Origin of the sequence: Streptomyces sp. NPDC047043 (genome assembly GCF_040644055.1) — a bacterium.
Classification (GTDB): Bacteria; Actinomycetota; Actinomycetes; order Streptomycetales; family Streptomycetaceae; genus Streptomyces.
Map to the genome: position 1 here is coordinate 125,927 of NZ_JBEYVO010000012.1, position 19,138 is coordinate 145,064.

Annotated in this window: 16 protein-coding genes; 10 read left to right on the forward strand and 6 right to left on the reverse strand. The window is 72.2% G+C overall.

Translation table 11 applies throughout. The annotated features are described in order from the left end of the window. Window positions 1–57: 57 nt before the first annotated feature. The 3 genes from ABZ880_RS20390 to ABZ880_RS20400 form a co-directional block, all read right to left on the reverse strand. Window positions 58–1,170 (reverse strand): ATP-binding protein, encoded by a 1,113-nt coding sequence (locus tag ABZ880_RS20390; protein WP_361264598.1) that lies wholly within the window; start codon window positions 1,168–1,170, stop codon window positions 58–60. Continuing rightward, the gene (locus ABZ880_RS20395) at window positions 1,167–1,904 is read right to left on the reverse strand and encodes a response regulator transcription factor (protein WP_208785792.1); all 738 of its coding nucleotides are present in this window, start codon (window positions 1,902–1,904) and stop codon (window positions 1,167–1,169) included. The genes ABZ880_RS20390 and ABZ880_RS20395 overlap by 4 nt, the downstream gene beginning before the upstream one ends. Before the next feature lie 133 nt (window positions 1,905–2,037). Beyond that, a complete protein-coding gene (locus tag ABZ880_RS20400; RefSeq protein WP_361264602.1) occupies window positions 2,038–2,715 on the reverse strand; it encodes a spermidine synthase in 678 nt (225 codons plus the stop codon). A 196-nt stretch (window positions 2,716–2,911) separates the two neighbouring features. On the opposite strand from ABZ880_RS20400, the gene ABZ880_RS20405 reads away from it, so the two are divergent. The 4 genes from ABZ880_RS20405 to ABZ880_RS20420 all read left to right on the forward strand — a co-directional run bounded on the left by ABZ880_RS20405 (window position 2,912) and on the right by ABZ880_RS20420 (window position 7,841). Then, window positions 2,912–6,061 carry an AAA family ATPase gene (locus ABZ880_RS20405; RefSeq protein WP_361264604.1) on the forward strand — a complete coding sequence of 1,050 codons (3,150 nt, stop codon included), beginning with the start codon at window positions 2,912–2,914 and terminating at the stop codon, window positions 6,059–6,061. An 83-nt stretch (window positions 6,062–6,144) separates the two neighbouring features. Continuing rightward, window positions 6,145–6,519, forward strand: a complete 375-nt coding sequence (locus ABZ880_RS20410) for a hypothetical protein (RefSeq protein WP_361264607.1) — start codon at window positions 6,145–6,147, stop codon at window positions 6,517–6,519. Beyond that, the gene (locus ABZ880_RS20415) at window positions 6,516–6,929 is read left to right on the forward strand and encodes a hypothetical protein (RefSeq protein WP_361264610.1); all 414 of its coding nucleotides are present in this window, start codon (window positions 6,516–6,518) and stop codon (window positions 6,927–6,929) included. Before ABZ880_RS20410 ends, ABZ880_RS20415 begins: the two co-directional genes overlap by 4 nt. Window positions 6,930–7,073: 144 nt before the next feature. After that, on the forward strand, window positions 7,074–7,841 hold the full coding sequence (locus ABZ880_RS20420) for a rhomboid-like protein (RefSeq protein WP_361264612.1): 768 nt from the start codon (window positions 7,074–7,076) through the stop codon (window positions 7,839–7,841). A gap of 19 nt (window positions 7,842–7,860) precedes the next feature. Here ABZ880_RS20420 and ABZ880_RS20425 read toward each other — a convergent pair whose 3' ends face one another. Then, window positions 7,861–9,378: a sulfatase gene (locus ABZ880_RS20425; RefSeq protein ID WP_361264615.1), complete on the reverse strand. Its 1,518-nt coding sequence runs from the start codon at window positions 9,376–9,378 to the stop codon at window positions 7,861–7,863. A 214-nt stretch (window positions 9,379–9,592) separates the two neighbouring features. Here ABZ880_RS20425 and lon point away from each other — a divergent pair, with 214 nt between their 5' ends. After that, the gene (gene lon, locus ABZ880_RS20430; protein ID WP_361264618.1) at window positions 9,593–12,013 is read left to right on the forward strand and encodes an endopeptidase La; all 2,421 of its coding nucleotides are present in this window, start codon (window positions 9,593–9,595) and stop codon (window positions 12,011–12,013) included. Between the two features lie 71 nt (window positions 12,014–12,084). On the opposite strand, the gene ABZ880_RS20435 is transcribed toward lon, so the two are convergent. Then, window positions 12,085–12,909 (reverse strand): lysozyme, encoded by an 825-nt coding sequence (locus tag ABZ880_RS20435; protein ID WP_361264621.1) that lies wholly within the window; start codon window positions 12,907–12,909, stop codon window positions 12,085–12,087. 222 nt (window positions 12,910–13,131) lie between these two features. Here ABZ880_RS20435 and ABZ880_RS20440 point away from each other — a divergent pair, with 222 nt between their 5' ends. Further along, window positions 13,132–13,626: a MarR family transcriptional regulator gene (locus ABZ880_RS20440; RefSeq protein WP_361264624.1), complete on the forward strand. Its 495-nt coding sequence runs from the start codon at window positions 13,132–13,134 to the stop codon at window positions 13,624–13,626. Window positions 13,627–13,642: 16 nt separating this feature from the next. Here the strand turns inward: ABZ880_RS20440 and ABZ880_RS20445 are convergent, their stop codons facing one another. Continuing rightward, the gene (locus tag ABZ880_RS20445; protein WP_361264627.1) at window positions 13,643–14,431 is read right to left on the reverse strand and encodes a protein phosphatase 2C domain-containing protein; all 789 of its coding nucleotides are present in this window, start codon (window positions 14,429–14,431) and stop codon (window positions 13,643–13,645) included. Window positions 14,432–14,809: 378 nt separating this feature from the next. On the opposite strand from ABZ880_RS20445, the gene ABZ880_RS20450 reads away from it, so the two are divergent. The 4 genes from ABZ880_RS20450 to ABZ880_RS20465 are packed head-to-tail and all read left to right on the forward strand — an operon-like array spanning window position 14,810 to window position 19,131. Then, on the forward strand, window positions 14,810–17,578 hold the full coding sequence (locus ABZ880_RS20450; protein WP_361264629.1) for a nitrate- and nitrite sensing domain-containing protein: 2,769 nt from the start codon (window positions 14,810–14,812) through the stop codon (window positions 17,576–17,578). Then, entirely contained in the window at window positions 17,575–18,078 is a 504-nt protein-coding gene (locus ABZ880_RS20455; RefSeq protein ID WP_361264632.1) for a roadblock/LC7 domain-containing protein, read from the forward strand. The genes ABZ880_RS20450 and ABZ880_RS20455 overlap by 4 nt, the downstream gene beginning before the upstream one ends. Beyond that, window positions 18,075–18,512 (forward strand): DUF742 domain-containing protein, encoded by a 438-nt coding sequence (locus ABZ880_RS20460; protein ID WP_361264634.1) that lies wholly within the window; start codon window positions 18,075–18,077, stop codon window positions 18,510–18,512. The genes ABZ880_RS20455 and ABZ880_RS20460 overlap by 4 nt, the downstream gene beginning before the upstream one ends. Beyond that, window positions 18,493–19,131, forward strand: coding sequence for an ATP/GTP-binding protein (locus tag ABZ880_RS20465; RefSeq protein ID WP_361264637.1), 639 nt, complete (start codon window positions 18,493–18,495; stop codon window positions 19,129–19,131). The genes ABZ880_RS20460 and ABZ880_RS20465 overlap by 20 nt, the downstream gene beginning before the upstream one ends. Window positions 19,132–19,138: the final 7 nt, after the last annotated feature.

The following is a 19,138-nucleotide window of genomic DNA, read 5'->3' on the forward strand; positions in this document are numbered from 1 at the left end:
CACGTGTCCGTCAGTGCGGACGCCGGTGGATCTTGTGGCTCCGCTTCGGACTTTACGTCAACTTTGAACGGATGTCTCTCCCGGAAGGGTGACGAGAATCCGGCAGCCACGCTCGGATTCGGCCACTCCGATCCGGCCTCCGTGCAGATCGACGGCCCAGCGGGCGATCGCGAGCCCCAGGCCCGTACCGCCGTCGCCGCCCTGTCCGTTGGGCGAGCCCGCGCCGCCGCGGTTGAAGCGCTCGAAGACGCGGTGCCACTCCGAGCGGGGGATGCCGGGACCCTCGTCCAGCACCTCCAGCTCCAGCGACTCGGGCTGCAGTCCGCGCCGCGCCTTCACGATCACGCGGCCGTGCGGGGGGCTGTGCTTGACCGCGTTGTCGATGAGATTTGCCACTACCTGGTGGATGCGCTCGGGGTCCGCGTGCGCGGTCAGCTCCGGCGGGGAGACGTCGAGGTGCAGATGGACGTCCGTGCGGGTGTGGCTGCCGGAGCCCGAGGCGATGCCCGCGCGCGCGGGCACGGCCATGTTGGCCTCCTTCAGCACGCCCGACAGGTACGGCCACACCTCGAAACGGCGCTGCCTGAGCGGTACGACGCCGTTGTCCAGGCGGGACAGGTCCAGCAGTGTCTCCACCAGCCGGCCGAGGCGCTCGGTCTGCTTCAGGGCCGTGCGCATGGTCTCGGGGTCGGCGGTCGTGACGCCGTCCACGATGTTCTCCAGCACCGCGCGCAGGCCCGCGATGGGCGTGCGCAGCTCGTGCGAGACGTTCGCCACGAGCTCCTTGCGCTGGCGGTCCTGGGCCTCCAGGTCGTCGGCCATGCGGTTGATCGTCTGGGCCAGGTCGCCCAGCTCGTCCCGGCGGTTCTCGCGCACCCGGCGGGTGTAGTCGCCGTGCGAGATGGCGCCGGCGACCGCGTTCATGTCGTCCAGCGGCGCGGTGAGCGAATGGGCCACGAACTGTGTGATCAGCAGTGTGGCGATCATCGAGAAGACCGTGATGAAGCGCAGCTCCGTCGCGGTGCGCATCGCGATCATCATCAGCCCGGTGGTGATGAGGACCGCGATGACGACCAGCGCGCCCAGCTTGGTCTTGATCGAGAACGGGCGCAGCCCGCCCCAGGGCTCGGGCTCCCCGGGGCCTCTCCGAGCGGCCGGACCGCCGCTCATGGCGTCGGGGTCTCCAGCGCGTAGCCCACGCCGTGCACCGTGCGGATCCGCTCGGCGCCGATCTTCCGGCGCAGCGCCTTGATGTGGCTGTCGACGGTCCGGGTGCCCGAGGCGTCCGCCCAGTCCCACACCTCGGCCAGCAGCTGCTCACGGGAGAGCACCGCGCGCGGGGTGTTGGCCAGGCACACCAGGAGGTCGAACTCGGTGGGCGTGAGGTGAACGTCCTCACTGCGCACCCGCACCCGCCGCTGCGCGTGGTCGATCTCCAGCTCGCCGAGGCGCAGGATGCCGCTTCTCGGCGTCGCGGCGGCCAGCGCGGCCCGCTCCACCCGGCGCAGCAGCACATGCACGCGTGCGGCCAGCTCCCGCATGGAGAAGGGCTTCGTCATGTAGTCGTCGGCGCCCACGCCGAGCCCGACCAGCATGTCGGTCTCGTCGTCGCGCGCGGTGAGCATCAGCACCGGCACCGGACGGGCGGCCTGCACACGGCGGCAGACCTCCAGACCGTCGAAGCCGGGCAGCATGATGTCGAGGATCAGCAGGTCGGGCTGCCAGGCCTCGGCGGTGTCGACGGCGGCCGGGCCGTCACCCGCGGTCTGCACGAGGAAACCCTCGGCGCGCAGGCGGGCCGCGATGGCGTCCACGATGGTCGCGTCGTCCTCGACCACCAGGACCCGGCGCTGTGCGCCCGGGGTCGCCGTCGTGCCGTTGTGGGATGTGTGGGTCTGCTCCATCGCCCGCCCCTGAGTTGCTTTCCGGAATGCGTGGGGTCATTCCTTCTGACTGGCTATGCCTGCGCATGCTTGCGATTGACGCTTGAATGATCTGCGCCAGGGAAGCAGAGTACGGGGAGTAACCGCCCTTCGGCTATCCAGGCCGGACGGCGAGGTGTACGGCGTCGGGAACGCCCCGGGCAACCGGGATCTCTTCGGTACGCACCCGTTGGAACCCGGCATTCCACAGTGTTCCTTCAAATTCCGGAGAGGGCTTGGCCGACCATACGGCGAGCACTCCGCCCGGCTTCAACACCCTTGCGCAGCTTGTCAGTCCGGCCGGCGAGTACAGCCCGTCGTTGCCGTCCGTGACAGTCCAGTCGGGTCCGTTGTCGATGTCCAGGCACAGGGCGTCGTACGTGGCGGATGTCTCATTGATGTAGTCGATCAGGTCCGCCTCGACGATCTCCGTGCGCGGGTCGGCGAGAGCCTGCGCCGAGAGTGCGCCGAGGGGGCCGTTCAGGTGCCACTCGACGATGGCCGGCTCGCGCTCCACGACCGTGATCGCACCCCACCCGGGGTCGGCCGCTGCATGTGCGAGCGAGAACCCCACGCCGAGGCCTCCGATCAGCACGTTCGGCTGCGCGCGGCCGTCCAGGGCGTCGCGGGCGGCGTCGACGAGCAGGCGCTCCGAGCGGCCGTCCGAGGTGTCCATCAGGAAGCAGCCGTTGGCGATGATCTGCAGCAACTCGCCGTGCCGGCGCAGCACGACCTCGCCGTACGGGCCCTCGCGACGGTCCAGGACAACAGGGGTGTCGTAAGTGGCAGCCATGGCTCCATCCTGCACGAACTCGGCTTTACGACCACGGGAATTAGGGGTGGCGGAGAGGTGCGCGCGGGAGCGCCCGCCGTGGGTCGCGGCCGTGCGCCTCGCGTCCGCCGTCGCCCGTGCCTACGCTCGAAGCACCGACGGAGGACCCGCGAGGCGCGAGACGCGCGAAGCCTGCGAGAAGTGCGTGGTGGCTGCCATGGCCGCGAATTACCCGTTCGTGGGACGCGAGGACGTGCTGGAGGAGCTCCGGGCCGCCCTGGAGCGGGCCGCGGCCGGGCGGGGCGGGCTCGTCACGCTGACCGGTCCTGCCGGTGCGGGCAAGACCCGTACGGCCGAGGAGGCGGCCGGACAGGCCGATGCCTTCCGCACCCTGTGGACCTGGTGCCCGCCGGAGACCGCCGGGCGCGCCTTCAGGCCCTGGTCGCGGCTGCTGCGCGAGCTGGTCGCGGACGATGTGCGGTGCGGCCGGCTCGTGGCCGCCTCGCCGCCGCTGCGGGCCCTGGTGTCCGGCTCGGCCCCGGGCACGCTGCGCGGAGCCGACCCGGAGACGGCGCGGCTGCGGCTCGCGGGGGACGTCGGCGAGGTCCTCGCCACGGCCGCGCGCCGCCGGCCGCTGCTGCTGGTCCTGGACGACGTGCACGCCGCCGACGCCTCCTCGCTGCGGCTGCTGCTGGAGACGGCGGACGCGGCACGTACGGCGCCGGTGCTGCTGGTGGCGACGGCGCGGGACGACGACGCGGCCTGGCGGGACCGGGCCTGGGCGCGGGCCCAACTCCTGCGGCGGGGGCGGTCGACGGCGCTCGGGCCGCTGCCCGTACGGGACGTCGCCGCGCTGGTCGAGGCGGTGACCGGGGCGGCTCCGGACGCGGGGGTGGTGCGGTCCCTGGTGCGTCGTACCGGAGGCGAGGCGTTCTTCGTCACCGAGCTGCTGCGGGCCGGGAGTTGGGGCGCGGCGCCGGACGGGAACGGCACCGGGGTCTCCTCGGTCGCCGTCCGGGCCGCCGTACAGGAACGGCTGGGCGATCTGACGCCGCGGGCCGCGCGCGTGCTGGACGTGGCCGCCGTGCTCGGCACCCGGTTCCGGCTCGACGTGCTCGCCGAGGCCGCGGAGGTGCCGCTGGGCGAGGTGCGAACGCTGCTGGGGGAGGCCGCGGGGGCGGGGCTGCTCGCCGAGGCCGGGGCGGACCGCGGGGCCTTCCGGCACGACCTGCTCCGGGACGCGGTGTACGACACGCTCACCCCCGCCGAGCGCGCTGCACTGCACCGCACCGCCGCCGAGGTCCTCGCCGGCTACGCCCGCCGCGGCCGCGACACCGGGCCCGCGGAGGTCGCCCACCATCTGCTGCAGTCCGGCCCGGAGCACGCGGTGGAGGCCGCCCGGTACGCCCGTGAGGCGGCGGTGCGGGCGGAGGGGCTGTTCGCGTTCGAGGACGCGGCGCGGTGGTACGAACGGGCGGTGGAGGTGGGGGAGCAGGGGCTCGCACCGTCCGCGTCCGTAGCGCCCGCCGGCCGCGCAGACCTCGTGGAAGCCCTCCTCGGCCTGGGTTCCGCGCGGCTCGGGGCCGGTGAGCCGGGGGCCGCCCGGGAGGCGCTGCTCAGGGCCGCCGGGCTTGCACGAGAAGCCGGGCGGGCGGATCTGCTGGCGCGGGCCGCGCTCGGGCTCGGCACCGGGCCCGTCGGGTTCGAGGTCGACCTCGAGGACCGGGAGCAGCTCGACCTGCTCACCGAGGCACGCAGCGCGCTCGCCGTCGAGCCCGCACACGCCTCCCTGCGCGCCGCCGTCACCGCACGGCTCTCGCTGGCCGCCGGGCTGGTCGAACCGGAGAAGCACCGCCTCGCCCTCGCCGAGGAGGCCGTCCGCACCGCCCGCGAGGCCGGCGACCCCGCCACCCTCGGTCCCGCGCTCGCCGCCCTGTGCGACGCCCGGTCCGGCCCCGACCACTGCCGCGACCGGCTCGGCTGGTCCGCGCAGATCGTGACGACCGCCCGAGACCTGCGCGACCCGGTGCTCGAACTCCTCGGCCGGCGGCTGCGGTTGGAGGCGCTGCTGGAGACGGGCGCGTTCGCGGAGGCCGACGCCGAGGCGGCCGCGTACGAGACTCTCGTACGACCGCTGCGGCGGCCGCTGTACTCCTGGTACGTGCCGCTGTGGCGAGGCACGCGGGCGCTCATGGAGGGCCGCCACGAGGACTGCGCGGCCGCGCTCGACGAGGTCGAGGAGCTGGGCCGCAGATCCGGCAGTGCGAACGCCGCCATGCTCGCCGTCACCCAGCGCTGGTGCCTGTACGCCGAGACGGGCGACCTGGACGGGCTGGCGCGGGTGCGGGCGGAGGCGACGCTGCTGGAACGCTCCCCGATGCTCTGGCCCCGCGTCACGCTTGCGCTCGTGGCGGCGCAGTTCGGCCGCCTCGACGAGGCCGCACGCCGGCTGTCGGCAGTGGCACCCCGGCTCGGGGGCGCGCCCAGGGACAGCGAGTGGCTGCCGATGCTGGCACAGGCGGCGGAGACGGTGGCGGCCGTGGGCTCCCACCCCTGCGCGCCCGCCCTCTACGGCCTCCTCGCCCCGTACGCCGAGCTGTTCGCGGTGGAGGGCATCGGCGCGGCCGTACGGGGCCCGGTCGACCGTCATCTGGCGCTGCTCGCGGCGGCCATGGGGGACCGCGAGCGGGCCCGGGAGCACCGGGAGAGGGCGTTGCGGGCGGCGGAGGCGGCCGGGGCGGTGGCGCTGGTGGAGCGGATCGGGAGCGAGACGGCCGGGGCAGGGGTGAGCCACCGGCCGGAGCAGGCGGGCACCGCCCTCTTCCGGCGCGACGGCTCCCTCTGGCACCTCCGCTACGCCGGCCGGGACGTCCGGCTCCCCGACAGCAAGGGGCTGCGCGACATCGCCGTACTCCTGGCCGGACCGGGTACGCCCGTGCCGGCCGTCGAGCTGGCCGCGCCGGGTACGAAGGCCGACGAGCAGGTCGACGGCCTGCACCCCCAGGGCGACACCGGCGAGGTCGTCGACGCCGTCGCGCGGGCCGCCTACCGGCGCAGGCTGCAGGAGTTGGAGGTGGAGGCCGAGGACGCCGATGCCGCCGGGGACGCCGTGCGGTCCGCGCGGGTGGCCGTCGAGCGGGACGCGCTCGTCGGGCAGCTCTCGGCCGCGTACGGCATCGGGGGACGGGTGCGGCGCACCGGGTCGCCCGCGGAGCGCGCGCGGACCACCGTCACCGCCCGCATCCGGGCCGCGGTGCGGCGGATCGCCGAGGTGCACCCCGAACTCGGCCGCCATCTGGAGACGTCCGTGCGGACCGGCACCCTCTGCCTCTACCAGCCGGAACAGCCCCCACCCTGGAATCTGTGAGGCCCGGCCTCACACCGTGCCGCCCGATCTCACGCCTCCTTCGTGAAGCAGTTGGAAGCAGCGACGAGGGAAGGCAGGACACCATGCCACGCACCACCAAGGCCGAGGCCGAACTCAAGGTCGACGAGCCGGTCATCGAAGGGCGCTACGCCGAGATCGGCCCGTACACCGTCTCGTACGAGTCGATGAAGGAGGACATGGACCCCGCCCCGCTCTTCCGGGGCCTGCCCGACGACCGCTGCCAGTGCCCGCACTGGGGCCAGGTCGTCTCCGGAAAGATCGTGTTCCGGTACGCCGACCACGACGAGGTCTTCCACGCCGGCGACGCCTACTACGGTGCGCCCGGCCACCTGCCGCTGGTCTTCGCCGGCACCGAGGTCGTCGAGTTCAGCCCCACCGCCGAGCTGAACGCCACGATGGAGGTCGTCGGCCGCAACCTCGCCCAGGCGCAGTCATGACCACCGCGACCGACACCCGCGTCAAGGAACTCGCCGATCTCTTCGTGCGGTTCCTGGAGACCAACACCGCGCCCGAGGGCCTCTTCACCGAGGACGTCTTCCTCGATCTGACCCTGCCCCAGTGGCGGCTGCAGACCGCGGGCCGCGAGGCCCTCGTCGCCCTGCGCCGCCGCAGCCATCCCTTCCTCGGCACCGTCCCGCGCCACCGCGTCGACGCGACGCCCACCGGGCTCGTCCTCGAGTTCGAGGAGCAGTGGGAGGACGAGCAGGGCGGCTGGTACTGCCGGGAGTTGATGCGCGCCGAGCTCCGCGACGGAGCCATCAGCGAGGCCTCCGTCTACTGCACCGGCGACTGGGACCCGGCCACACAGGCCGCCCACGCCCGGGAGGTGACCCTCCTGCGGCCGTAGCGGGCCAGGACGGCTGTGAGAAAAGGAGTTGGACGCAGGAAAAGCATTAAAGGTTGCTGTGAATCGCGTCGCGCGTGGCGTCGGTCATAGACAGCGACCTGTGGGGCCACGAAAGGTGGGGTGGAACGGAAGGAGCACCTCACCGTGGAACCCACCGCGACGGCCGACGTCAGGCCCTCGGCCGCGCCGCTTCCCGAGGTCTCCGACCTGCTGGACGCGATGCCGCGCCAGCGCGGCCCGGTGGCCGCAGCGGCGCCCCCGGCGCCGGTCGTCGCCGTCCCTCCGGCCCGCACGCTCCGCCCCTGGCGCATCCTGCCCACGCCGACCGGGACGCCGTTCACCTTCGGCTACGCGGCCCTCCTCGCCGTCACCTCGCTGATCGCCGCGTACGCCTCGCCCTCCCTCATGCAGACCCTGTACCAGGCCTCCAGCACCGACGTGGCGCACCTCGTGCGCACGCCGGTGCTGGTCCTGGTCGCCAGCGCGCTGTGGATCGCGGGCGGGCTGCTGTCGCCGTACGTGATCTGCTTCCTGCTCGTCCTCACGGCGCTGGAGCGGCGGATGGGCGGGCTGCGCACCGCCGGTGTGTTCCTGCTCGGGCACGTCCTGGCCACTCTCGCGACCGAGGGCACGGTGGGCCTGGCGGTGCTGGTCGGCCATCTGCCCGACAGCTCCCTGCACCGCCTCGACTACGGCATCAGCTTCGGCGTCGCCGCCAGCGTCGGCGCGCTGGCCGGGCTGCTCACGCCGTGGCTGCGCTGGCCGGTGCTGGGGCTGTTCGGCGGCATGCTGCTCCAGGACCTCATCGCGTTCACGGACCCGATGACCAACTGGGGCCACCTGATCTCCCTCGCGATAGGCGTTTCGACCTGGCCGGTCATCCGCCGCTGGTGCCGGACGGCGACGGCCTAGGACAGGCCGCCCGGGCGCCTCATCCGTCCGCCCGCCGGGCAGCCGCCAACTCCCTTGCCAGCCGCGGCACTCCGAGCCTGCGCTCCTGTTCCTTGCTCGCCCCGTGAAGCCGGTTGCTGAGCTGATACGGGTCCTTCGCGAGGTCGTAGTACTCCCGGAAGAGCACCTCTCCGCTGCCTCTCGGGCGGCCGCCCCTGCCGAGCCGGGTCCGGTAGTACTCGGTGTACTGCTCCGTCTTCCCGATGTACGTCGCCCAGGTGTGGATCGGCTGCTTGTCCTCCTGGTTCCACCACCACTCGGCGAGCAGGTGCGTGCGGTCGTTGTGCCGGTCCAGCAGGGAGTGGCCGTCCTGCGGGGTGTCCGGCTCGAGGCCGGCCGCGGCCAGGAACGTGGGCGCGATGTCGACGTGACCGGTGAGCCGGTCGTCGGTGCCCGCCCGGCCGAAGCCGCCCGCCGGCCAGGACAGGTGGAACGGCACCTCCAGGCTCGGCCGGTAGGGCACCGACTTGCGCAGCCAGCCGTGGTCGCCCCAGCACAGGCCGTGGTCGCTGGTGAACAGCACCAGGGTGTTCTCCAGCTGGCCCAGCTCGCGCAGCTTGTCCCGGAAGTCGCGCATCGCGTCGTCCACGGAGAGCAGCGTGCGCAGCTGGCGTTCCCGCAGGGCCTTGCCCTGGGCGAAGGAGTGGTGCGCCCTGCGCAGGAACGGCGGCTTGTCGGCCTTGTCGGTCTCGAAGACGGACGGCCGCCCGTCCCAGTCGGGCACGCGCCTGTGTGCGTACCGCTGCTCCGGGATGTTCAGCTCGTGCGCGCTGCGGGTGGCGACGTACGCGAACCAGGGCCGTTCGTCGGTGCGGGACTGCTCGATGAAGGCGAGGGCGCGGTCCTTGATGACGGTGGTGTTGTACCCGGGGATGTTCCGGACGGTGCCGTTGTCGTTGTAGTGGCCGTTGTAGTACGCCACGGGTTCCTGGAGCAGCCACTCGTCGAAGTGGGGCGGATTGTCGCCGGTGTGCCAGAAGTTGAGGTACTTGCCGAACAGGCCCGTGCGGTAGCCCGCCTCGTGCAACCGGCGCTGGACGGTGGTGCGTTGGTCCAGGTGGTACGGGTGCCGGGTGTCGAGGACGCCGTGGTTGTGGGCGTAGCGGCCCGACATGATCGAGGCGCGGGAGGGCGCGCACAGGGGTGTGTTCGCGTGCGCGCGGGCGAAGGTGACGCCGTGTCCGCCCAGCCAGTCGAGGGTCTGGGGGAGGGCCCAGTCGGTCTCCTTCGGCTGGTCGTCGGTGAGGACGAACAGGATGTTCGGGCGGCGGTCGGAACGGGGGCGGCGGTACGGGGTGGGGGAGGCCGCCCTGCCCGCTGCGGGGGCGGCGGTGCGGGCTTGTTCGGCGGCGGGTTCGTTGCCGCTCGTCGGGGCGGCCGGTGCCTCGTCGCGGCCCGCGGCCCGCACCACGAACGGCACTGCGGTCCCCGCGGCCACCACGGCGGCCCCCGCGATCACCGCCCGCCGGGCCGGCCCCCGCCGCTGCTCCTCGGCCATCCGCTCCCCACCCTCACAACCTGTGAATGAGCTTGCAGTGTGCAGACCGTTCCTGTGAACGGCGTTGCGGGTTCATGGCGACGGCCTTGCGGTCCTCCTACGGCAACGCCCACGTCACCGCCCGATCGCTGACAGCGAACGGTGTCCCGGGAACATCCGCGCAGCGCCATGCATTGAGTCGACATAACTCAACTTGGCTGCCGGAAGGAAAATCATGGCTTCGACGTCCACAACGCTCACCCTGCCCGTGCTGCCGCTCGACGACGAGGTCGTGCTGCCCGGCATGGTGGTCCCGCTGGACCTGAACGACGCCGACGTACGCGCCGCGGTGGAGGCCGCCCAGGCTGCCGCCCGCTCGGAGCCGGGAAAGCCCAAGGTTCTGTTGGTCCCACGCATCGACGGCACATACCCGGGCACCGGCGTGCTCGGCACCGTCGAACAGGTGGGCCGGCTGGCCGACGGTGACCCGGGCGTCCTGATCCGCGGCCGCGGCCGTGTGCGGATCGGCGCCGGCACCACCGGGCCGGGCGCGGCGCTGTGGGTCGAGGGGACGAGGATCGACGAGAGCGTGCCCGAGCCGCAGCCCGGTCACGTCACCGAACTGGTCAAGGAGTACAAGGCCCTCGCCACCGCGTGGCTGCGCAAGCGCGGCGCCTGGCAGGTCGTGGACCGGGTCCAGGCCATCGAGGACGTCTCCGCGCTCGCCGACAACTCCGGCTACTCGCCCTTCCTGACCACCGACCAGAAGATCGAGCTGCTCGAGACCTCCGACCCGATCGCGCGCCTCAAGCTCGCCACCCAGCAGCTGCGCGACCACTTCGCCGAGCAGGACGTCGCCGAGACCATCGCCAAGGACGTCCAGGAGGGCGTCGACAAGCAGCAGCGCGAGTTCCTGCTCCGCCGCCAGCTGGAGGCCGTACGCAAGGAACTGCGCGAGCTCAACGGCGAGCAGGACGGCGAGGAGTCCGACGACTACCGCGCCCGCGTCGAGGCCGCCGACCTGCCCGAGAAGGTCCGCGAGGCGGCCCTCAAGGAGGTCGACAAGCTGGAGCGGTCCTCCGACCAGTCGCCCGAGGGCTCCTGGATCCGCACCTGGCTGGACACCGTCCTCGAACTGCCGTGGAACGAGCGAACCGATGACACCGGCGCCTACGACATCCAGGGCGCCAAGGCGATCCTCGACGCCGAGCACGCCGGTCTGGAGGACGTGAAGGAGCGGATCACCGAGTACCTGGCGGTGCGCAAGCGCCGCAGCGAGCGGGGTCTCGGTGTCGTGGGCGGGCGGCGCGGCGGTGCCGTACTGGCCCTCGTCGGCCCGCCCGGCGTCGGCAAGACCTCGCTCGGCGAGTCCGTCGCCCACGCCATGGGCCGCAAGTTCGTCCGCGTGGCGCTCGGCGGCGTACGGGACGAGGCGGAGATCCGCGGCCACCGGCGCACATACGTCGGCGCGCTGCCCGGCCGTGTCGTCCGCGCCATCAAGGAGGCCGGTTCGATGAACCCGGTCGTCCTGCTGGACGAGATCGACAAGGTGGGCTCGGACTTCCGCGGCGACCCCGCGGCCGCCCTCCTCGAGGTCCTGGACCCGGCGCAGAACCACACCTTCCGCGACCACTACCTGGAGGTCGAACTCGACCTGTCGGACGTGGTGTTCCTCGCCACGGCCAACGTCCTGGAGGCCATCCCGGAGGCCCTGCTCGACCGTATGGAACTGGTCCGCCTCGACGGCTACACCGAGAACGAGAAGGTCGTCATCGCCCGGGACCACCTGCTTCCGCGCCAGCTGGAGCGGGCGGGCCTCAAGTCGGACGAGGTCGCCATCGACGAGGGCGCACTGCGCAAGCTCGCCGGCGAGTACACGCGCGAGGCGGGCGTCCGCACCCTCGAGCGGTCCATCGCCCGGCTGCTGCGCAAGGTCGCGGCCGAGCACGAACTGGGCGAGCGGAAGCTGCCGTTCACCATCACGGACGGCGACCTGCGCGGCCTGATCGGACGACCGCACCACGTGCCCGAGTCCGCCCAGGACCCGGCGGAGCGCCGTACGGCGGTGCCCGGCGTGGCGACGGGCCTGGCGGTGACCGGCGCAGGCGGCGACGTGTTGTTCGTGGAGGCGTCCCTCGCCGACCCGGAGACGGGCGCGGCGGGCCTGACCCTCACCGGCCAGCTCGGCGACGTGATGAAGGAGTCGGCGCAGATCGCCCTGTCCTTCCTCCGGTCGCACGGCGCGGAGCTGGAACTCCCCGTCGCCGACCTGAAGGACCGCGGAGTGCACATCCACTTCCCGGCGGGTGCGGTCCCGAAGGACGGCCCGAGCGCGGGCATCACGATGACGACGGCACTGGCGTCGCTGCTCTCCGGCCGGCTGGTCCGTACGGACGTGGCGATGACCGGCGAGGTCTCGCTGACCGGCCGGGTCCTCCCGATCGGTGGCGTGAAGCAGAAGCTGCTGGCCGCGCACCGCGCAGGGGTGACGACCGTGATCATCCCCAAGCGCAACGAACCCGACCTGGACGACGTCCCCGCGGAGGTGCTGGACAAGCTCGCCGTCCACGCCGTCACGGACGTCCGCCAGGTCCTGGAACTGGCCCTCGCGCCCGCCGCGAGCGACGCGAGGCCGGAGGTTCCGGTGGCGGCGTGACGGACGCCACCGGACAAGGGAAGGCCCGGGTCCCGTGAGGGAGGCCCGGGCCTTCGCCCTGCTCGGGGGCCTCAGCCGTTGGCGAGGGCGACGACGCGGTCCAGAGCCCCGTTGAACTTGTCGTGATCCCCGACGGTCGGGCCGGACGAGGTGTACTGCCACATCGTGTGGTACGACCAGCCCGCCGGCAGTGTGCCCGGATCGGAGGCGTATCGCGCGATCCACAGCGGGTTGGCCGACGCGAAGCCGCTGTAGTTGCCGGTGCAGTCCGTCCACCAGCTGGTCGCCGTGTAGATCACGGCGTCCCGGCCCGTGCGGGCCTTGTACGTGTTCAGGAAGTCGGCGATCCAGCTGACCATCGCGCTCTGCGACTTGCCGTAGCAGGAGGCGCCGTAGGGGTTCCACTCGATGTCGAGGGCGCCGGGAAGGGTCTTGCCGTCCTTGGACCAGCCGCCGCCGTGGTCGACGAAGTAGTTGGCCTGGGTCGCGCCGCTGGTGGTGTCGGGGGTCGCGAAGTGGTACGCGCCGCGGATCATGCCGACGTTGTAGGAGCCGTTGTACTGCTGGGCGTAGTAGGGGTTCGTGTAGTACGTGCCTTCCGTCGCCTTGGTGTACGCCCATTTGACCCCGCTGCTCCACAGGGTCGACCAGGCGACGTTGCCCTGGTAGCTGGCCACGTCGACGCCCTCGGTCTGGGTGGCGGCGGTGGGGCCGGGCGTGCCGCTGCGGCCGTCGTGAGCGAGGACGCCCATGCCCATGTAGGCGGAGCCCCGGGCCGGAGTGTCGGCCGCCGAGGCCGGGACGGCGAGGGGCAGGGCGAGGGAGAAGGCGGCGAGCAGGAGCCCGGCGAGAAAGAGGCGCCGGGGTCGTACCGATCCGGATCTGTGCACGGGCATAGCGTGCCTCCGAAGGCTCGGTGATGCTCGGTGGGAGGGCCATACGTGACTGGCGTGGGCATGCCAGTCATTGCAGGTAAAGGAAGCTACGCACGGGGCGGAGCCGGTGGGAAGAGGGCCCGGAGGCTGCCGTTGGTCTAGCCCTGCGAAATACTGGCGGAGCTGCAATGACGGCGGATTTCGGCGGAAACTTTCAGGACCGGGAAACAAGGCAGGGCTGACGTGCGCGAAGACGGAAACGGCGATGGGCACCGGGACGAGACCGGTGTGGCGTCGAGTGGTGTGGACCGGCCCGCGTTCCTGGCACTGGAACGCGAGTTGACCGTCCTGCTGCGCCGGGCCCGGGCCAACCAGGGCGAGATGGCCCGCGAGGTCCATCCCGACCTGGAATCCGCGGCGTACGGCCTCCTCGTCCGCCTCGACGAGTGCGGCAGTCAGCGTGCCACCGAGCTGGCCGCCTACATCGGCGTCGGCAAAGCCACGATGTCCCGCCAGCTGCGCGCCCTGGAGGACCTCGGCCTCGTCGCCCGTGAACCGGACCCCGCCGACGGCCGCGCCTGGCTCGTCGCCCTCACCAAGGAGGGCCACGACCGCGTCAGCAGGGTCCGCGAGGCCCGCCGGGCGCGGTACGCCGGGCGGCTCGCGGACTGGGACCAGCGGGAGGTCGCCGAACTGGCGCGGCTGTTGCAGCGGTTGAACCGCGGGATGGAGAGGTAGGGGGTCCGGGAGCGGGTCACAGCTCCACGTACACGACCGTCGCGTCGTCGTGCGTCTTGCTCCGGCGCAGATACGTGCGTTTCTCCGCGTCCGCCCGCTCCAGCGCCCGCACCCGTCGCACCAGCGCCCCCGCCCCCTCCTTCCGTACGAGACGCAGGCAGTCCTCCCAGTCGCCCTCCCGGAACTTCTCCACCCACCGCGTGGCCCCGTCGGTCAGTGCCGCCAGTGAACGGACCCCGGCCCGTGGCAGCGTCCCCGTCACCGCCCGCTCCGCCACGGCCGGGTCCGCGGCCGCCGTGAAGAAGCCGCCCTCCTTGTTGCGCACCGCCGAGTCGACGATCGCGTCCGTCGCCAGGGCCGAGCGGGGCAGCCGGGACAGCCGGTCGTCCAGCACCGCCGTGACCGACCCCTCCGACGACTCCACCAGCAGGGCCGAGTCCGACAGGACCAGGTACTCGACCGTCTCCGGCGACCACCGCGCCACGACCACCGTTGCCTGCGGGGTGCGCGGGTGAGAAAGGTCACAGGTGTCGGCGTGGGTCGCGGCGGTGCGGGAGATGGCGCGGGACAGGGCCTCCGGCAGCGGAACATCCGGTAGGGAAACGGTCAGTTCGGTCAGGGCGCCGCCCAGGCGTGCGGTGTACCAGGCGACGGAATGCAGACAGCCGGTCCCGCCGCGCGGCGGTGTCACTCCGTCCAGGGCCACCACCGCACCTCCCTGTCCGGAGGCGGGCAGGACCACGGCGGCGAAGTCCTCGTTGGGGCGGGCGGGATCACCGGGCTCCGAGACAAGTTCCGTACGCATTCGGCCAGTCTGCACGACGTCTTCACAAGGTTCGCCAAAGGCTGGCATTGGTCGCCGAATTGGCGCACTTACGCAGGTCAGGCGCCTGGTTTGGGACGGAATTCGCCGTTCCGGGAATGCGTGGCGGCAAATACTGCCATCGGTGGCTGTGGACGTCCAACCGGCCCGCCCGGAAAGGCCGCCGCAGTCGTCGGAGGAACTTGCCCGCCCGCTCTTCTCCGATGTTCACTCCTTCGGGTGGCGGGTCAGGTGATGCGCGACCACTGCCCACCGGCACTGGGAGGGTCGGGGACCGAGCTGGGTGTACGTACAGTCTGCGGCAGTTGACGGATCGTCACCCGGGCCCATGAGTATCACGAGTCAGGAATGCGAGCACCGGTGCAGAAGACGCGGCCTCGTCGCACAGGCAAGCAGACGGACCCCGCAGCGGGCGCGGAGGGCACGCCCGGCACCACAGGCACCGGCACCGGCACCGGCACCACCACAGGCAGGGGCCGGCCCACCCACGTCCGCAACCGGCTCGTCGTCGCCGTGGCCGTCGTGGCCGCCGCCATCGCCGGCGCCGGAGCCCCCTCCGTCCTGGCCGCCTCCGGGCAGCTCAAGGACTCCCAGGACCTGGTGACGCTCGCCGAACAGACCCAGGACGCCGTGGCCCTGGCCCATTCGCTCGCCGACGAGCGGGACGAGGTCACCTCGTACATCGCGGCCGGCCGCGCCAAGTCCAAGGCGCCCTCCGAGCAGCGCAGCGCCCGTGTCGACCGGCAGGTCGAGGATCTGCGGGAGAACACCGACACCCCTGCCTCCGTGCTCGGTGACCTCGACGGCATCGCCACCGTGCGGCGGGCCGCGCTCACCGGCAAGAGCAGCGCCCTCGAGACGCACAACGCCTACTCCGCGGCCATCACCGAACTGCACGCGCTCGCCGAGCAGTTGGCGCAGCAGATGCCGCCCCGGGCCGGTTCGGGCGCCTACGCGCTCGCCGAGCTGGACTCGGCCGTGCAGCAGTCCGCGGCCGCCCGCGGGCTCCTCCTCGCGGCGCTCAACGTGCCGACGACCACCCAGACGGTCATCAGCCCCACCACCGGCCTGCCGATCAGGACCACCACCTCCTCGGCCGCCGACACCAAGCAGCGCGACGCCCTGTCCGCGGCCGCCCAGCAGGCCCGGCTGCGCTCCGACGCCGCGCTCGCCGACTTCCGCGACACCGCGCCCAGGGCGGCCCGGGCGTCGTACGACTCCACGGTCACCGGTCCCGAGGTCAACTCGGCCGAGAAGTACCTCGCGCTCCTCACCGACCAGCCGACGCTGAGCTCCGCCGAGCTCGGCACCGGTGCCACGAAGGTGGACGCGGCCCTCTCCGCCCGTATCGACGCCATGCGCGGTGCGGAGTCCGCGCTCTACGACCACCGCACCAAGGACCTGGCCCAGCTGCGCGACGACGACGTCACCGCGCTGGAGATCCGGATCGCGGTCCTCGGAGCCCTGTTGCTGGTCGCGGTCGGCGTCGCCACGGCCATGGCGCGCAGCCTCACGCGTCCGCTCTCCGTCCTGCGCCGCGGTTCGGCCCGGCTCGCCGAGGCGGAGAACCCGGCCGCCGAGGCACCGGTCACCTTCACCGGCCGCAACGACGAGTTCGCCCAGGTCGTCCGCTCGGTCAACGCCCTGCACGCGCACGCCGAGGCCCTGCACGAGCGCATCGCCACCCTGGAGTCCGACCGCAAGCACCTGGTCGGCCAGCGCCGGAAGATGGCCGACGCCCGCGAGCAGCTGCGCGCCGAACTCGCGGAATCCGCGGCCCAGTTGGAGAAGCTGCGGGAGAGCATCGGCGGCACCTTCGTCAACCTCGCGCTGCGCACCCTCGGCCTCGTCGAGCGCCAACTGGCCGTCATCGAGGGCCTGGAGGAGCGCGAGCACGACCCCGAGCGACTCGCCACCCTCTTCAAACTCGACCACTTCGCCACGGTCATGCGGCGCCACAGCGAGAACCTCCTCGTTCTCGCCGGCACCGAGCACGTCCAGCAGAGCGTCCACCCCGTCCAGCTGGTGGACGTCGTACGGGCCGCGGTCAGCGAGATCGAGCGCTACGAGCGCGTTCGTATCGCAGCCCTCCCGCCGCACGGGCATGTCGCGGGCTTCGCCGCGGACGACCTCTCCCATCTGCTGGCCGAACTGATGGAGAACGCGACGTCGTTCTCCCCGCCGGACCTGCCCGTCGAGATCTCGGGCTGGCTCCTGGAGAGCGGCGAGGTCATGCTCTCCGTCCAGGACGAGGGCATCGGCATGACCGCCGAGCGGATGACCCGCCTCAACGCCCGCCTGGCCGAGTTCGACCCCGAGTCCCCCTACGACCAGGAGGGCGAGGAGGGCCTGGGCCTCGGCCTCTACGTCGTGGCCCGCCTCGCCCACCGCCATGACGTCCGCGTCCGGTTGCGCGAGCAGAAGCAGGGCGGCGTGGCGGCGGTCGTCGTCCTGCCGAAGGCCCTGCTGGCCGCGGCCCCGACCGCCGCGGTCCCCTCGTCGTCCTCCCCGGTGACGGGAACGACCCACTCCTTCTCCCTGCCGGGCGCGGACGCCGAGGCCAACTCCAACGTCCTGCCCGGCCGCCCGAAGCCGACCGCCGACCCGCTGGTCGCGCTGGCGGAGAAGGCGCTGGGCGAGTCCACACCGTCCGCCGCACCGGTCGAGACGACGATGGAACTCCTGATCCCGGCCCAGGCGGGGGAGTCGGACCCGATCCACACACAGCCGGCGGCCGCCGAGGGCGAGGAACCCCCACAGGGGCCACCCGCACCCGACGACGACGGTGGTAGGGGTGGTACGGGTGGAAACACATCCGCCGAAGGCGAAGGCGAAGCCGAGGCGGAGCACACGCGCACACCGGACGAGGAACCGGTCACCGCAAAGGGCCTCCCCAAGCGCACTCCCAAGATCACCGCACCCACCCAACCGCCCCGCCAGCGCACAAGCTCGGTGGACGCGGAAGCACTGCGCAGAAGACTCGGCGGCTTCCGCACCGGCGCCCAGGCCGGCTACCGCGCCGTAGAGGCGGAGATCGCGGAACAGACGGCCCAGAACGAGGTGCCGGCCACCGAAACAGCCGTATCCGAAGAAGCCACGGGGGGCACTGTCGAGGAGGCAAGCAGTTGACCGCGCCCAGTACCTTCGGACTGAGCAGTGAAGCCCGCAACCTGCACTGGCTGCTCACGAACCTGGTCGAGGAGGTGCCGGGCATCCAGTCGGTGGCGGTGGTCTCCTCCGACGGCCTGCTCCTGCTCTCCTCCGACCCCGGACGCAACCTCGAGGCCCGCCAGGCGCGGCCACGTACGGTGAAGGGCCCCCGCGGCTCCTCCGCCGACCTGGCGACCATCGTCTCCGGCATCGGCAGCCTCACCATCGGCGCAGCCAAGCTGATGGACTCCGGCAGCGTGAAGCACACGATGGTCGCGATGGACGAGGGCAGCCTGTTCGTGATGTCGATCAGCGACGGCTCGCTGCTCGGCGTGCACGGCTCCGCGGACTGCGACATGAGCGTGGTGGCCTACCACATGGCTCTGTTCGTGGGCCGCGCCGGACACGTCCTGACCCCCGAACTCCGCAGCGAGCTACGAAAATCCCTGGAGTCGGAGTCCGCGGGGAGCACGCGATGACCGACCGGCCCAACCTCCCCGTCCGCGGCGGCGACCGCAAGCCCGCCCGCGTCCGCCCCTACTCGCTCACCGGCGGCCGAACCCGCTTCGGCCACGTCCTCCTTGTCGAGACGTTCGTCGCGGCACTGGAGGCTCCGGAGGAGCGCAAGGAATTGACTGGGGGCACCGCCCACGCCTTCGGCAGTGGGGGAGGTTCGCTCAGCACCCGGGTCATGCCCGAGATGCTGGCGATCGTCGAACTGTGCCGCCGTATGCGCACGGTGGCCGAGATCGCCGCGCTGCTGAAGATGCCGCTCGGCGTGGTCCGCGTGCTGCTCAGCGACCTCGCGGACCAGGGAAAGATCCGTGTGTACGGAACAGGTACCGGGCACGGCACGGGCCGCCCGGACCGCGCTCTGCTGGAAAGGGTGCTGAGTGGACTCCGTCGTCTCTGACGCCGCTCGCGGTGTCTCCCCGCTCCTCGACGAAGAGGGGCCCGAACAGCCCTGGCAGACGGACCGGACCCGCGCCCCCATCGCGACGAAGATAGTCGTGGCGGGCGGTTTCGGCGTCGGCAAGACCACCCTGGTCACCGCGGTCTCGGAGATCACGCCCCTGCAGACCGAGGCGCTGATGACCGAGGCGAGCGAGGAGACCGACGACCTCACCGCCACGCCCGGCAAGCTCACCACCACCGTGGCCATCGACTTCGGCCGCCTCACGCTCGACGACGACCTGGTGCTCTACCTGTTCGGCACACCGGGCCAGCAGCGGTTCTGGTTCATGTGGGACGACCTGGTGCGCGGCGCGATAGGTGCGGTCGTCCTCGCGGACACCAGGCGGCTGAAGGACTGCTTTCCCGCGCTGGACTACTTCGAGAGCTGTGGGATGCCGTACGTCGTCGCGGTCAACCACTTCGACGGCAGCGAGCGCTTCGAACCGGAGGACGTGCGGGAGGCGTTGACGATCCCTGCGCACATACCTGTAATGATCATGGATGCGCGCCGCCGGATCTCCGTGATCGAGACTCTGCTGTCCCTCGTCGGCCACGCGCTGGACGTCACCCCCGAGTAGGAGAACC

Bases quoted from the DNA above. Each gene is read 5' to 3' on its own strand.
- ABZ880_RS20415 (WP_361264610.1), top strand. From the start codon at position 6,516: ATGACCACCGCGACCGACACCCGCGTCAAGGAACTCGCCGATCTCTTC.
- ABZ880_RS20425 (WP_361264615.1), bottom strand. From the start codon at position 9,378: ATGGCCGAGGAGCAGCGGCGGGGGCCGGCCCGGCGGGCGGTGATCGCG.
- ABZ880_RS20400 (WP_361264602.1), bottom strand. From the start codon at position 2,715: ATGGCTGCCACTTACGACACCCCTGTTGTCCTGGACCGTCGCGAGGGC.
- ABZ880_RS20405 (WP_361264604.1), top strand. From the start codon at position 2,912: ATGGCCGCGAATTACCCGTTCGTGGGACGCGAGGACGTGCTGGAGGAG.
- ABZ880_RS20395 (WP_208785792.1), bottom strand. From the start codon at position 1,904: ATGGAGCAGACCCACACATCCCACAACGGCACGACGGCGACCCCGGGC.
- ABZ880_RS20390 (WP_361264598.1), bottom strand. From the start codon at position 1,170: ATGAGCGGCGGTCCGGCCGCTCGGAGAGGCCCCGGGGAGCCCGAGCCC.
- ABZ880_RS20460 (WP_361264634.1), top strand. From the start codon at position 18,075: ATGACCGACCGGCCCAACCTCCCCGTCCGCGGCGGCGACCGCAAGCCC.
- ABZ880_RS20410 (WP_361264607.1), top strand. From the start codon at position 6,145: ATGCCACGCACCACCAAGGCCGAGGCCGAACTCAAGGTCGACGAGCCG.
- ABZ880_RS20445 (WP_361264627.1), bottom strand. From the start codon at position 14,431: ATGCGTACGGAACTTGTCTCGGAGCCCGGTGATCCCGCCCGCCCCAAC.
- ABZ880_RS20435 (WP_361264621.1), bottom strand. From the start codon at position 12,909: ATGCCCGTGCACAGATCCGGATCGGTACGACCCCGGCGCCTCTTTCTC.
- lon (WP_361264618.1), top strand. From the start codon at position 9,593: ATGGCTTCGACGTCCACAACGCTCACCCTGCCCGTGCTGCCGCTCGAC.